The sequence below is a fragment of the Pseudomonas sp. DTU12.1 genome (genome assembly GCF_009873475.1).
Classification (GTDB): domain Bacteria; phylum Pseudomonadota; class Gammaproteobacteria; order Pseudomonadales; family Pseudomonadaceae; genus Aquipseudomonas; species Aquipseudomonas proteolytica.
The window spans coordinates 4,968,603-4,982,124 of sequence record NZ_CP045254.1; the positions used below are offsets into that span (position 1 = coordinate 4,968,603).

The 13,522-nt window shown below is 63.0% G+C and carries 14 protein-coding genes; 8 read left to right on the forward strand and 6 right to left on the reverse strand.

Annotated elements, in window-relative coordinates:
• Window positions 1–86: 86 nt before the first annotated feature.
• From GDV60_RS21945 to GDV60_RS21965, 5 genes are all read right to left on the reverse strand, one after another.
• Complete coding sequence (locus GDV60_RS21945; protein WP_159908742.1) at window positions 87–1,022, reverse strand: glutathione S-transferase family protein; 936 nt, start codon at window positions 1,020–1,022, stop codon at window positions 87–89.
• Between the two features lie 81 nt (window positions 1,023–1,103).
• Window positions 1,104–1,388, reverse strand: coding sequence for a GIY-YIG nuclease family protein (locus tag GDV60_RS21950; RefSeq protein ID WP_133714553.1), 285 nt, complete (start codon window positions 1,386–1,388; stop codon window positions 1,104–1,106).
• Between the two features lie 36 nt (window positions 1,389–1,424).
• Window positions 1,425–1,895: a nuclear transport factor 2 family protein gene (locus GDV60_RS21955; RefSeq protein ID WP_159908744.1), complete on the reverse strand. Its 471-nt coding sequence runs from the start codon at window positions 1,893–1,895 to the stop codon at window positions 1,425–1,427.
• Window positions 1,896–2,199: 304 nt separating this feature from the next.
• The gene (locus GDV60_RS21960; RefSeq protein ID WP_029297509.1) at window positions 2,200–2,835 is read right to left on the reverse strand and encodes a response regulator transcription factor; all 636 of its coding nucleotides are present in this window, start codon (window positions 2,833–2,835) and stop codon (window positions 2,200–2,202) included.
• Window positions 2,836–3,046: 211 nt separating this feature from the next.
• Complete coding sequence (locus GDV60_RS21965; RefSeq protein WP_159908746.1) at window positions 3,047–3,838, reverse strand: response regulator; 792 nt, start codon at window positions 3,836–3,838, stop codon at window positions 3,047–3,049.
• Between the two features lie 502 nt (window positions 3,839–4,340).
• Between GDV60_RS21965 and GDV60_RS21970 the strand changes: the two genes are divergently transcribed.
• The 8 genes from GDV60_RS21970 (at window position 4,341) to GDV60_RS22005 (ending at window position 12,037) form a co-directional block, all read left to right on the forward strand.
• Window positions 4,341–4,955: a DUF1120 domain-containing protein gene (locus tag GDV60_RS21970; protein ID WP_092238100.1), complete on the forward strand. Its 615-nt coding sequence runs from the start codon at window positions 4,341–4,343 to the stop codon at window positions 4,953–4,955.
• A 32-nt stretch (window positions 4,956–4,987) separates the two neighbouring features.
• On the forward strand, window positions 4,988–5,608 hold the full coding sequence (locus GDV60_RS21975; protein ID WP_092238103.1) for a DUF1120 domain-containing protein: 621 nt from the start codon (window positions 4,988–4,990) through the stop codon (window positions 5,606–5,608).
• Between the two features lie 36 nt (window positions 5,609–5,644).
• Complete coding sequence (locus GDV60_RS21980; RefSeq protein WP_092238105.1) at window positions 5,645–6,268, forward strand: DUF1120 domain-containing protein; 624 nt, start codon at window positions 5,645–5,647, stop codon at window positions 6,266–6,268.
• A 2-nt stretch (window positions 6,269–6,270) separates the two neighbouring features.
• Window positions 6,271–6,942: a DUF1120 domain-containing protein gene (locus GDV60_RS21985; protein ID WP_133714558.1), complete on the forward strand. Its 672-nt coding sequence runs from the start codon at window positions 6,271–6,273 to the stop codon at window positions 6,940–6,942.
• Window positions 6,943–6,980: 38 nt separating this feature from the next.
• Window positions 6,981–7,685, forward strand: a complete 705-nt coding sequence (locus GDV60_RS21990) for a fimbria/pilus chaperone family protein (RefSeq protein ID WP_159908748.1) — start codon at window positions 6,981–6,983, stop codon at window positions 7,683–7,685.
• A 184-nt stretch (window positions 7,686–7,869) separates the two neighbouring features.
• Window positions 7,870–10,221, forward strand: a complete 2,352-nt coding sequence (locus tag GDV60_RS21995; protein ID WP_178121367.1) for a fimbria/pilus outer membrane usher protein — start codon at window positions 7,870–7,872, stop codon at window positions 10,219–10,221.
• An 11-nt stretch (window positions 10,222–10,232) separates the two neighbouring features.
• Window positions 10,233–11,369, forward strand: a complete 1,137-nt coding sequence (locus tag GDV60_RS22000) for a DUF1120 domain-containing protein (RefSeq protein WP_159908750.1) — start codon at window positions 10,233–10,235, stop codon at window positions 11,367–11,369.
• A 23-nt stretch (window positions 11,370–11,392) separates the two neighbouring features.
• Window positions 11,393–12,037, forward strand: coding sequence for a DUF1120 domain-containing protein (locus tag GDV60_RS22005; RefSeq protein ID WP_159908752.1), 645 nt, complete (start codon window positions 11,393–11,395; stop codon window positions 12,035–12,037).
• Here GDV60_RS22005 and GDV60_RS22010 read toward each other — a convergent pair.
• The gene (locus tag GDV60_RS22010) at window positions 12,034–13,290 is read right to left on the reverse strand and encodes a CynX/NimT family MFS transporter (protein WP_104910868.1); all 1,257 of its coding nucleotides are present in this window, start codon (window positions 13,288–13,290) and stop codon (window positions 12,034–12,036) included. The two genes, GDV60_RS22005 and GDV60_RS22010, sit on opposite strands and share 4 nt — an antisense overlap.
• Between the last annotated feature and the right edge of the window lie 232 nt (window positions 13,291–13,522).

Genomic DNA, 13,522 nt, shown 5'->3' on the forward strand with positions numbered 1-13,522 from the left:
ATTGGGGCTGCTGCGCAACCCAACGGGGGACAAGCCCCCTTGCCACTGAAATATCCAACCTGCACCACAGATACACCTAATCCAACCTACAGCTGCTGGATACCGAACCCCAATCGCGGGAAGTGCACATGCACGGTGCCGGCGCGCTCATCTTCGCGGCGCAGGATCAGTTCTTCGCGACCGGCAAATATCAACTCGCCTACCACCGGGTCGACACCATAGTCGGTCGCAGCGATGCTCACTGGCTGGCCCACCTTGAACCCGTTGGGATCTTCAAACACCTCAGCCGGCAACGCCGCAGGCGCACTATCACGGGCGATTTCCAGTGCCTGGCTGGCACTCATCTCGCTGGCGGTGCCATGCCCAAAGCCCAGCACCCGAGCAAGCCAGGCGCCGACAACCGGATAGTTATCCACCAGCGGCGACGTCACCGACGAGCCCTTGAGGAACCACAGCGGATGGGCCATGGAGAAGTCGGCAATCGACGGCTCGCCAAACAGGAAATCCCCCGTCTGACGCTGCAACTGTTGCTCCAGCCGCGCAATGATGGCCGGCCACTGGTGCAGGGCCACGTCCAGTTGCACGCGGGTGGCAGTACCGTCGCCGAACATCTTGCTGCGGTCTGCAACCAGTACCTGCAGCAAATGCGGCGGCACCTTGGCAAATTTCACGGCCAGGGATTCAGGCTGGAATACCAGGGCCACGGCGTGGGAAAACACTACCGAATCGGCCCAGGCCGCAAAGCTCTGGCTGACCAACTCCTGACCTTCGGGAAACAGCGGGGGCGTGGCCTTTTCCTGCTCCAGGCGGCGGGCGATCAGCGCAGTGTCGCAATAGATATCCGCACCGACCTGCAGCACCGGGGTTTTACGGTAGCCGCCGGTCAGGGCCGTCAGGTCGGGCTTGGGCATCACCGGGGGAATGGTCACCGATTGCCAGGACAGCCCTTTGAAGCCCAGGAGCAGGCGGGCTTTTTCCGCGAAGGGGGATTGAGGGTAGTGGTGCAGGATCAACTCAGACATTCCGGACTCCGCCAGATGAAGGAACCGCCAGCTTATCGTGCAAAAACGCAGTGGCCTACCCATTGGCCTGATGGGAACCGATCAATCAGATTGATAAGCCCGCGCCAGGCACTCCTTGGCGCTTTTCTTGAGCTTTTTTATCAAGCGTTCCTGGCGCAAGGCCTCGCCCTTGCTCGCGCAGGCCTCGGTATACACCAGCGCCACCGCCGGGCTGGAAAGAAAGAACCGCGCGCCTTTGCCGCTTTGATGTGTCGCAAAGCGGCGCACCGGATCATTGCTGATGCCGCAATAGAGCGAGCCATTGGCGGCACGGACCAGGTACACAAACCAGGGTTTCGGCACGACGGGTTCAGGCGAACTGTTCACAAAGTATTCTGGCCGGTGAAAAGAGCGCCAATCTTATCAACGACCGGCCTGGAACGCTTTCAAGCCTTTCAAGGCCTGTGCCCGCACGGCGTTGCGTACCAGTGGCGTCCAGCCCAACAACAGGCCCTTGGCCCCGAGCGCCTGGCGCGACCAGCGCCACAGGTCAAAGTGATCGTGGTGCTCGCAGATCTTGCCATCGCGGAACACAAAGCGTGCCTGGATATCGTTGACCACGGTGTTGCCGGTCTGGCTGAACAGGTACGTCGCCACCCAATGGGCGCTGCCGGTGGTGTCGTCGCTGCGCACTTGGTCAAAGGTCAGGGAAAAGTCCTTGGCCCGGGTGGTGAGCATGCGCCACATGTCGCCGGCATCGCGCCCACGCAGTTCACCAAATGCAGGATCGCTGAACAGCACATCGTCGGTGTAGCAGGCGCTCATGGCTTCAGCGTCCAGACGCTCAAAGGCACGATAGAACTCGACGATCAGGGCGTTATGGGCATCACTCATGGGCAGCTTCCAAAAGTAGGTAGTCAAGCCAAGCACTGTACCCGTGTCGAGCGCGCCGTGGCGAGCGGACCTGTCGTGGCGAGCGGGCTTGTCGTGGCGAGCGGGCTTGTCGTGGCGAGCGGGCTTGCCCCGCGCTGGACTGCGCAGCAGGCCCAAAACCAGCCAACTCGGTTTGCCTGAAGAACCTCGGTCGGTTGGGGTTGGGGTTTGGGGCTGCTGCGCAGCCCAGCGCGGGACAAGCCCCCTCGCCACAAAAAGCCCCTATTCCCCCCTTCAGCACAACAGCAGGCTTGCCAAGACCCACCTAAGGCACCATCCCGCAATTACGCGCATAGGCGAACAAATCCACATCGGTGGAAATGCACAGGCGTTGCATCGCGGTACTTTTCTGTTTGCTGATCGTGGAAATACTGCGATTGACCCGTGCGGCGATCTGGCTGACGGTCAAGCCGCTGGCCAGCATCCGCACCACTTCCCGCTCTTTGCCCGACAACTGCGGCAGTTGTGACTGGTCCCCCGTCCCGGCTTCCACCAGTTGTACCCGCAGGCACTCGCTGGCAAAGGTCTGGCCGCCGATCACGGCGTTGATTGCCTGTGGCAACTCCCTGGCCGAAGCGCTCTTGGCAACGATGGCGCGGGCGCCATGGGCGAGGGAGGCCCGCAGGGTGGCGACATTGGCGAACATGGTCACCAGGATGACCGGCAAGTTGGGATACTGCCGAGCCAGCAGGCTCAACAAACCATAACCATCTGCCTGCTGCCCTCCAGGCATGGCGAAGTCGGTGACCAGGACATCGCACGGCGTGGTACTCAATAACCTGAGCAGCGCGTCGGGGCCGTCGGCCTCCCCCACCACTTTGCAGCGACCATTCGCCTCGATCACCACTCTCTGCCCGATACGCACAATGGGATGATCGTCAGCAATAATTACTCGAAGCATAGATACCCACGGATGATGGCAACTTGAATCCGCGCAAAATAACCCCGCTGGCGATCCTCAACAACCGTTCAGGATAAGCCTCCTAAGGCGGCGTCCCGTGTTTGGTAGTTACCAATTCTTTCCCTACACAACAAAAGGAAACACCCTACAGCCAAAAACCAGACAGCCAGATTGCCAAATGCATCTCGACACAAGTCACTCCCCACTGCGCTTACACACTGCGCAAATATTCCAGACACCGCCGCAAGTCCGCCCGGAATGCCTGCAGCGCCGGAGCGTGGGCCAATACGCCATCGGCGTGAACCAGCTCAATCAACTTCACCCCTCTTAATTCAAGGTCCGTCCCGCCCAAAAACGCCAGACTGCCTACCAGGCGATGCAAGCGCTGCGCGGTCAATAAAGTACTCAGGGTGCAACAGGCTTGTTCCAGGATCGCGAAGTCTTCCCAGGCTTCGTCCAGCAGGCCGGGGAGCATCTGGTCGACGACCTGCTCATTGCCGAAGGTTTGCACAAGCTGCGCACGCGTCGGCCATGTCCCGGCAGAGGGCCGGCCCCACGCCGAAAAAGTACCCGGCAGCCAGCGCACCAACACCGCATGCAATTGCTCCAGCGCCAGCGGTTTGAGCAACCAGGCATCCATGCCGGCGTCGCGGCAACGTTGTGGGTCGTCGTTTTGCAGATTGGCGGTCAAGGCAATGATCGGCACGCGCTTGAGCCCCTTGCGCCGTTCGTGCTGGCGAATGGCGCGAGCCATGCGGTAACCGTCCATATCCGGCATTTGGCAGTCGCTGATAACCAGGTCCGAAGGCCGGTTGATAACGGCTAACAAGCCCTGGCGGCCATCGGCCACGGACTGATGGGCAACACCCAGTTTTTGCAGAAAGCAGCCCAGCATCGCGCGATAGGCTGAATGATCATCCACAACCAGTACGTTCAGCTGCGGTGCGGGGGGTGGCTGCGACGCTCGGCCCTCGCCGGTGGTTGAACGTACCACAGAGCCCATGGGCACCCCTTGTGCGCGATCGGACTGGAGGCAGGCAGCCCCGAGTCACCTCCGGCAGCGCTGGCGTAATAGGCAGGAAGGCACTGTGCAGCGCCTTAAGTGACACCGGTGACTATCATCGCGGCAAAAATATATCCTTTTGGATACTCCGACGCCGATACAACAACTACGAAAAACAACTTTCCTACGTCACTGAAAACCTATTCTTACGGACTTGCCGCGGATTTCCGTACGACCGCCCATTGTCGTATTTTTTGTATTTGCCCCCCGCCCTGCCCTCGCTAAATTGCGCCCCACCCCGGAGAGGGACGGCTTGCCACTCGGCGTGCCAGCCACAACAAACAACACCCCGCACACTGCCAGCCCATTGGGGGCCAGGCATTGCCGTGCATCTTTTTTATCGATCAGCCTTGCAATGGACAATTGAAATGAACGCCTCCCGACACCTGATGAGCACCACCCCCCAAGCCTTCCCAACAGCCGCAAATCAGGTCCTGTAACCATGAAAAACTTTGCCTCGCGCCTCATGCTCACCCTGCTGTTCACGCCTTCGGTATTTGCCGCAAGCTCCATCGAACTGGCCGTCAGGGGGACTATCACCCCGAGCGCCTGCACACCCGCATTCGCCGGTGGCAACGTCGTCGATCACGGAAAAATCTCGGCCAAGGATTTGGTACAGGGCAACACCACTTACCTGCCCACGGCCACCGTGCAATTGTCGATCACTTGCGAGGCCAGCACGCTTTTCGCGATCAAGCCCATCGACAATCGTAGCGGTACAGCTACCAGCCCCCGCGACTTCGGCCTGGGCCTGATCAATGGCGACAAAAAGCTGGGGCGCTTCCACCTGACGCCCAAGGACATGACCGCCGACGGCGTCGCTGTGCAGCCGATTGCTTCGGAAGACGGTGGTCGCACCTGGTTTGCCGAACACATATGGGAACTGGGCGTGCTGTGGGGCGCCGGGGCCATGGACGACGCCAGCGCTTTGCTGCCATCCCGAGTACTGGTACTGGGCCTGGATGTCAACACCTCGATCGCTCGCGCCGATCAATTTGACTTGAGCGATGAGGTCTCCATCGACGGCTCCGGCACCCTGGAAGTGCTGTACCTGTAGTTCCCGTTTCACCCACAAGGAAGGTCCATCGAATGAAACTCTCCAGCGCAGTACCTCTGGTTGCACTGCTGTACGCCACCGCCTCAGTGGCGTTGGCCGCCAGTGACACAGAGCTGGCCATCAAGGGCTCGATCACCCCCAGCGCTTGTGAGCCGCTGGTCTCCAGTGATGGGATGGTCGACTTCGGAAAAATATCCGTCAAGCAACTCAACAGCGATTCTTACACCCCTCTGCCAGATGAAAGGCTGCTGTTGAATGTGCACTGCGATGGCCCGACCTTTTTTACGCTCAACAGCATTGATAACCGCTCGGGCTCCTCGGCTCACCACGACATGTATCACGGCCTGGGTATGACCCCCGACGGTGAAAAGCTGGGGGGTACAGGCTTTGGTTTCTACGGACTCATAGCCGACGGCGTAAGCCGCAACTCGATTATTTCAACCGACGGCGGCGTGACCTGGCACCCCGCCGCAGTAATAAGCCCGATGTCGCTGACGGCCGTCGCTGCAGGCCGCGAGTTGGTACCCATTGCCGTGCAGAACCTGGACGCGGAATTGGCGCTTTTCACCCACATTGCCCCCGCCGACGGCCTGACGCTTATTGACGAAGTCCCTCTGGATGGCCACGTCACCGTGCAAGTCAATTACCTCTGATGGCTTGAACAGGCCCATTTAAAAGGAGCTCCTCCGATGAAAACCCTATTGACCACGCTTGCCACCAGCGCCCTGCTGCTGGGTAGCGCCACCGCCTTTGCCGCCTCGACCGTCGAACTGGTCGTCAGGGGCAAGATTATTCCTGCCGCCTGCGTTCCCGGCCTCTCCAGTAGCGGGGTGATCGATCACGGCAAGATTTCCGCCAAGGACTTGCGAGCGGACAACCCAACGCTGATCGGCACGCACCTGCTGAACATGACGGTCAACTGCGACGCCCCCGTCTTGTTCGCCCTGCATGCCATCGACAACCGTGCCGCCTCGGCAGCGATGCCCAGTGACTACGGCCTGGGCTTTATCAACGATAACCAGAAACTCGGTTGGTACACCCTGAGTCTGCTCAACCCGGTGGCTGAAGACGGCGTGGTGGTGCAACCGATTGCCTCCGGCGATCAGGGCAAGACCTGGTACCGGGAAAGTGCCTGGGAGCCGAGTCTGTACATGTCGGTCGCCTCGATGGACGACGACACCCAGCCGCTGCCGGTCAAGGAGCTGCGGGTAGGCCTGGAAGTACGCACGTCGATCGCCCGAACCGACTCCCTGGACTTGAGCAATGAGGTGACCATCGACGGCTCGGCCACCCTCGAAGTGAAGTACCTGTAACCATGGCCGCCCATGCCCAGAACGCTTGCGGGCATGGGCGGCGCTCACCTGTGCCAGTGATCGCCCACGTTGCAGCCGTGCTGCTGTGTATGGCAATCACGACACAGGCCAATGCGCTGTCCCATGTCGACCTCACGGTGACCGGTCGCTTGACGCCGGATGCCTGCCATATCGAGCTGTCCGACCTAGGCACCATCGAGCATGGAGAGATCCCGACCCACCAGCTCAATACCCACGAACCCACGGTACTGCCCAGCCAGAAGCTGGACCTGACGGTGATCTGCGAAAGGCCGATGCTGTTTGCGCTGGTGGGCATCGACAACCGCCAGGACTCCGCGCCGGCCCCCGACACGTTCGGCCTGGGCGTCAACATTTATGCCCCGGACCAGATGCTGGGAGCCGTGAAGCTGTCCTATCGCGCAGCCCTCGGCGATTTACAGCCGATGCAGGTGCTGGCCTCCAGCGACAACGGCGAAACCTGGACACCCCAGGCTGGCGCCCATCCCCACGCGTACATGGGCTTTGCCCCGCCGGGCGACCGCCAGCCGGATTTCATCAGCCAGCTGTTCACCCAGTTGTGGGTCGACACCTCCATCAATGCCGCACGCCTCCTGACCCTGGATCAGGAAGTGCCGCTGGATGGCTCCATCGTCCTGGATCTGCGCTACCTCTGATTCGCGCCCTTTTTGTTGCACCAACGGAACCTGCTGTCATGACCACGACCCTCTCAACCACCGCTGCCGGTCTCATTGCCTTGCTGCTTGTGCTCGGCAATCACGTCAAAGCCGACGGTATGGTGCCCGACACCTCGGTGGTGATCGTTTACGAAGCCGATGGCGAAGCCGCCGTGTCGGTGACCAATACCGACAGCAAACTGTCGCTGCTGCACGTCACCTTGCAAGACATTCCCGAAGACACCGAGCCGTTGCTGGTGGTGACGCCGCCGTTATCGCGGGTAGAAGCGTCCAAATCGCAGCTGGTGCGTTTCATCCTGCAAAACCAGACACCGCTGCTCACCCAACGGCTCAAGCGGGCGGTGTTCGAAGGCATGCCCCAGGGCCGCGCCGCCCCTGCTGCCGGGCACGCCCGCGTCGGCGTGACCGTGCGCCAGAACCTGCCGGTGATCGTGCATCCCAAGGGCCTGCCACTCAACCGCACGCCCTGGACCGACCTGACCTGGACCCTGCGCGACGGCAGGTTGCACGTACACAATGACACCCCCTATGTGGTGCGCCTGGCCCAGGATCTGCGGCTGCTGCCCGGCGACGGCAAGGCGATGCTGCCGCGCACCTATGTGTTGCCGGGCGAAAACCTGAGCGTCCCGGCCACTGGCGGCCCGGCCACTAAAGTCAGGCTGCAACCAGCCACGGTGTACGGCTTTGCCGTCAAGGCCTACGAAGCACCTCTGAGCCTCTGACTGGACACCTGCAGGCGCCTGCCACGAGGCGGCGCCTGGCTTAAGCAAGTGACGGCGCATCGACCGTCACCGCAATGCCCGCAAGCACCGGAACAACCGGGCCGGGACGTTGAACATTTGAGTGCCTTGCGTGAAAACAGTATTGAATTACCGTGACGGCGTAGCCGTGCCCGCAGCACCTGCAATGGCGTTGCTGCTGTGGGGGCTACTGCCGAGTCAAACCTGGGCCAGCGGCTTCGACGCCCAGACCCTGCATCAGCGTGGCATTGATCCGCAGTTGGCCAGCCTGCTGCTGGACGCCCCGCGTTTTGCCGCCGGGCAGCATGCAGTCAGCCTGCGGGTCAACGGCCAGGGGCGTGGCCGGCTGGAGGTGAGTTTCGATCAACAGGGCAACCTGTGCTTCGACCGGGCCTTGCTCGACGCCGCAAACCTGATAATCCCGGACGACGCCGAGCGCTGCCACGCCTTCCTCGCGCAATTTCCCCAGACCCTGGTGGAACCGGACCCGGCCACACTCAGCGTGGCGCTGGTGGTGCCCACCGAAGCCCTGCGTCCGGTGCTGCAAGACATATCAGGCTATGAAACCGGCGGCTTCGCCGGCTTGCTCAACTACGACCTCACAGGCTTCTACAACCGCTATGGCGATGACGCCAGCCGTTTTGGCTCGGCCAACACCGAAGTGGGGTTCAACGCCGGCGACTGGATCGTGCGCAGCCGCCAGGTGCAGACCTGGCAGGAGGGCCAGTCCCGTAGCACGCACCTGGAGGCCTACGCCCAACGCACGTTCGCCAGCCATCAGGCGGTGCTCCAGGCCGGGCAGATCAGCCTGTACAACCCGGTGTTATCCGGGGCGCAGATCACCGGCGTCCAGGTCCTCACCGAGCACGCCCTTCAAGAGCAAGGCCAGAGCGCCGTGATCGAAGGTATCGCCAACAGCCCGGCGCAAGTGGAGGTGCGGCAGAACGGCGTGCTGATTCATTCCACCGTAGTGCCCGCCGGGCCTTTTTCGCTGAACGATGTGCGCCGTCTCAATACCCGTTCGGACGTCGAGGTCACGGTCAAAGAAAGCGACGGTGGCGAGCGGCGCTTCAACGTGCCGGCGGCCATGCTCGGCCTCGGGTTGCCGGCGCCGGGCTACTCGGTGGCCGCCGGGCGGGTGCGCAATGTCGGCGATGCCCAGGGTGACGACCCGTGGGTGGTGAGCGCCGGCTGGACAGCGGCCGTGCATCCGCAACTGACCCTGGGCAGCGGCGTCTTGGCTGCCAGCGAGTACCGCTCCGCAGGCTTGAGCCTGGGCTGGCTACCGTGGCTGGACAGCCAGGTCCAGCTGTCGACACAACTGTCCAATACCAATGGGCGGGAAAAGGTGTCCGGGGTGCAGACGGATCTTTCCTGGGCCCAGCGCCTGAATGACCAGTGGTCCTTCAGCACCAGTAATTCCTGGCGCAGCGCAGGCTATCGCGAGCTGGAAGAAAGCACCTACGCGCGCAACCAGCACTCGCAACGCTCACGCTATCGCGATCAACAAAGCATCAACCTGGGCTGGTCCCATCCCTGGCTGGGCGCATTCAGCGCCGGGCTGTCGCGCTCGGCCAACTTTGCCGGGGACAGCAGCAGCCGGGCCCTGATGTCCTGGGGCAGCAACATCGGCGCAGTGTCGCTATCGGCCAGTGCCGAATGGCAAATGGGCGGGGCCCAGCAACAAGACAACGCGGTGTACCTGAACATCAGCGCGCCGCTGGGCGAGCAGCGCCGGGTGCGCGGCTGGGTACGCCACAGCGCTGGCGAAAACCGCACCGGCCTGGGGCTGACCGAACAGATCGACGAGCAACTCAGCTACCGGGTCAGCGCCGAGCGTGACTCGCGCGATCGTCAGGTCGAAACCAGCGTGGGCCTCTCGGCGTTGCCGCGCTACAGCCAGTTGGATTTGAGCTACAGCCGCTCCGATGCACAGCGCTCAAGCTATCAGGGCGGCGCGCGCGGTGGGGTGGTGATGCATGACGGTGGCGTCACGTTTTCACCGTATCCGGTGCGCGATACCTTCGCCCTGGTGACGGTGGGCCAGATGAGCGGCATCCGCATCAGTACCCCCAGCGGCCCGGTGTGGACCGACTGGCAAGGCCAGGCCGTGGTGCCGCAAGTCAGCGCCTATGGCCGCAGCCCCGTGGAAGTCCAGACCCGCTCGTTGCCGCGCAACGCCGACATCAGTAACGGCCTGGCGATGATCCAGGCCGGGCGCGGCGCAGTGGACCGGGTGGACTTTGGCGTCAGCCTGACCCGCCGCGTCTTGCTGACCGTCAGCACTGACCACGGCGCGCCACTGCCCTCGGGCGCGTCAGTGAGTACTGCCGAGGGCGAGTTCGTCACCCTGGTCCAGGAAGGCAGCCAAGTATTCCTGCCCAATGTGCTCGATCAACCGCCCCTGTGGATAACCTCGCCGGGAGGTCAACGCTGCCTTTTGCGCTACACGCTGGCGCAAAAGGCCGACCCCTCGGTGTACTTCGAAACTGCCCCGGCCCGTTGCCACGCGCCTTGAGGACGACTGCCATGCCCCTTCCCCGCTTGCACCACCTGAGTTTATGGCTATTGATCGGCATTGCCGGCACCGCCCATGGGCTGGAGGAATGCCAACTCAACCTCAGCGAACCCACGGTGGATTTTGGCTTGATGAGCCGCCTGGCCCAAAACGACAGCGCGCCCGAACGCCTGCTGGGCGAGCGGCGGCTGAGCTTGACGTTCAGTTGCCCCCAGGCCGACGACTTGAGCCTGTTCTACCGTGCCCTGGCGGCCTCCGCTGAACGCCTGCAGTTTACCGAGCACGGCAGCTACCAAATCGAGGTCAGTCACGGCGTACTCGACGGACAGGCAGTGGAGCTGGGGCTGATTGCTGCCATGGGCCAGCCGCCAGTGAGTAGCGCCAGTACGCTCACCTGGCGCACCGGGCATGGCATCGCGCCGATAGAACACGGTGCCGTGCGCATGGGCAAAACCCTGTCGCTGCAATTGACCTTGCGCGCCTGGGCCGACCCCGCAGCTACCCGGGTGCGCGATGCCACCACCTGGGAAGTCCCCGGCATGCTCTACAGCGCCAGTCATGGGCGCTACCGCGAGATGACGCTGCGTGCGCACTTTGCCCCCGTCGCCTGCCAGCCGGCGTTGTCGGACCAGGGAGTAGTGGACTACGGCATCCTGTTTGCCAAGAACCTCAACCCCACCACCGAAACGCCATTGCCCATCCGCACCCTGCGCTTGAGTGTCACCTGCGATGCACAGACGCGCTTCGCCCTGCGCATGCATGACAACCGCGACGGCTCGGCCACCGGCGGCACCGATGAAACCGCCTATGGGCTGGACCTGGACGCCAGCCATAACAAAATCGGGCGTTTTTACCTGACCATCGACCCCGCCGAGTTCAGCGCCGATACCCTGCGCACCTTGTACCGGACCGACTCCACCAGCAACGGCGCCGCCTGGAGCAACTCCAGCGCACGCCAGATCCCGATGGCGGCCAACAGCTACATGGGCTTTACCGACAAAAGCGGCCTGAGTACCGGCCCAGTGGCTATCCAGACCCTGGCCGGCACCGTGCGGATCAAGACTTACCTGGCTCCCATGCAGTCGCTGGACCTGCGCCAGGTGGTCCATATCAACGGCTCCGGCACCATCGAAATCATCTACCTGTGACTTGCCCCTGCGAGGTATGCGCCATGAAAACCGTTGCCCTTTCCAGCCTGCTGTTTCTGACCTGCGCTCAATCGGCGGTGGCCGTGTCGATGGTCGACCTGAGCGTCCAGGGCCAGATCATTCCCCGCGCCTGTACGCCGCAGTTATCCGGCAGTGGCCTGATCGACTACGGCAAGATTTCCCGCCAAGACTTGAATCTGGAGCAAGGCACGCGTCTGCCGCTCAAAACCCTGCAGGTCAGCATCGACTGCAACGGGCCCAGCCGCTATGCCTTGCGCATGCGCGACAACCGCGACGGGTCGGCCACGGTCAACAGCGAAATCTACTACGGGCTGGGATTCGACACGGCGGGCAATCGGCTCGGCCTCTACTCCATGAGCTTTGATCCGCGCCAGACCCAGGCGGACAGTAGCGCGCAGATCTACGGCACCGAGTCCACCACCGGCGGCCTGGGCTGGCGCACGGCCAACCTGAACCCTGTCGACATTGGCGCCACCAGCTACCTGGGTTTCACCGACACCGAGGGCAGTACCGCCGGGCCGACGGCAATTGCCACCCTCAACACCACAGTACAAATCAGCACCGTTATCAATGCCCGGAAAAACCTGGACTTGAGCGTTGAAACCGACCTCGATGGCTCGGCGACTCTGGAAGTGGTGTACCTCTAGAGTCTCTCGCTGGCGACGTGAACATAACGGGCGCGCCCGGCACCGAGGCCAGCGATGATCGCCCCCACACCCAGCAGCGCGAAAATCCAGCCGGTTGCCGCCCAGCCACCGGTCCAGTCGTGTACCAGACCGACCGCCAGCGGGCCGAGGGACGCCAGGGTGTAGCCGACGCCCTGGGCCATGCTCGACAGGTTGGCGGCCACATGGGCGTCGCGTGAGCGCAGCACGATCAGGGTCAGCGCCAGGCTGAACGTACCGCCCTGCCCCAGGCCCAAGACAATCGCCCAGCCCCACAGGCCGTCGAGCGGCGCATACAGGCAACCGAACAGGCCGCCGAGGGTCAGCAGCATCACCACCACAATGGCCAGGCGCTGATCCTTGCCGCGGGTGGCCAGCCACGGTGCCGCAAGGGAACTGGCCAGTTGCACGATCACCGATCCCGACAGCACCAGCCCGGCCTGGGTCGCGCTCAAGCCACGGTCGATCAGGATCGACGGCAGCCAGCCAAACACGATGTAGGCCAGGGAGGATTGCAGGCCCATGTACAACGTGACTTGCCAGGCCAGGGGATCACGCAGCAAACCGCGCACCCGATAGGCCACTTGATGGGTTCCCTGTTTCTGTCCGACCTGAGGCAACCAACACAGCGCCGCCAGCAGTGCCGGCACCATCCAGAAGCCCAGGCCGATTTTCCAGCTGTCGCCAAAATGCTGGCTCAACGGCACCGTGGCCCCGGCGGCGAGCGCCGCGCCCAGGCACAGGGCCATGGTGTAGACACCGGTCATGACCCCTGCATGCCGGGCGAAATCACGCTTGACGATCCCGGGCAACAGCACGCCGATGATGCCGATGCTGGCCCCGGCCAGCAGGCTGCCGGCGAACAGCCCGACAGCGCCCAACGAACTGCGCAGGATGATCCCCGCCGCCAGTGTCAGCAAAATCCCCAGCACCACCCGTTCGGCGCCAAAGCGCCGGGCCAGGAACGGCGCCAGCGGCGCAAACAGGCCCAGGCACAGGACCGGCAGCGTCGTCAGCAACCCAGCCCTGGCCGCCGAGAGGCCGAGGCTTTCGGACACGTCGTTGAGCAACGGCGCCATGCTCGACAATGCCGGGCGCAGGTTCAAAGCCACCAGCACCAACCCCAGCAGCAACAGCCAGGCCCGGTTGACGACCGGCTGACTGTGCTGCACCTGGTCATCATCGGCTTCGGCGTCGATCAGCAATTCTTCAAGTGCGTTTTCTGGGCGGGGCATGATGCTCTCGGGTTCAAGGCGGGATTGTGCGCGAGGGAGCCATGGTAATGCCCTGCACCGCCTTGTGGCGAGCGGGCTTGTTGTGGCGAGCGGGCTTGCCCCGCGCTGGGTTGCGCAGCAGCCCAAAGAGCATCACCGAGGAGTGTCAGGTGTAACCAGGGGGGAGGTTTGGGGCTGCTGCGCAGCCCAGCGCGGGGCAAGCCCGCTCGCCACAAGCAAGCAGGCTCGCCAC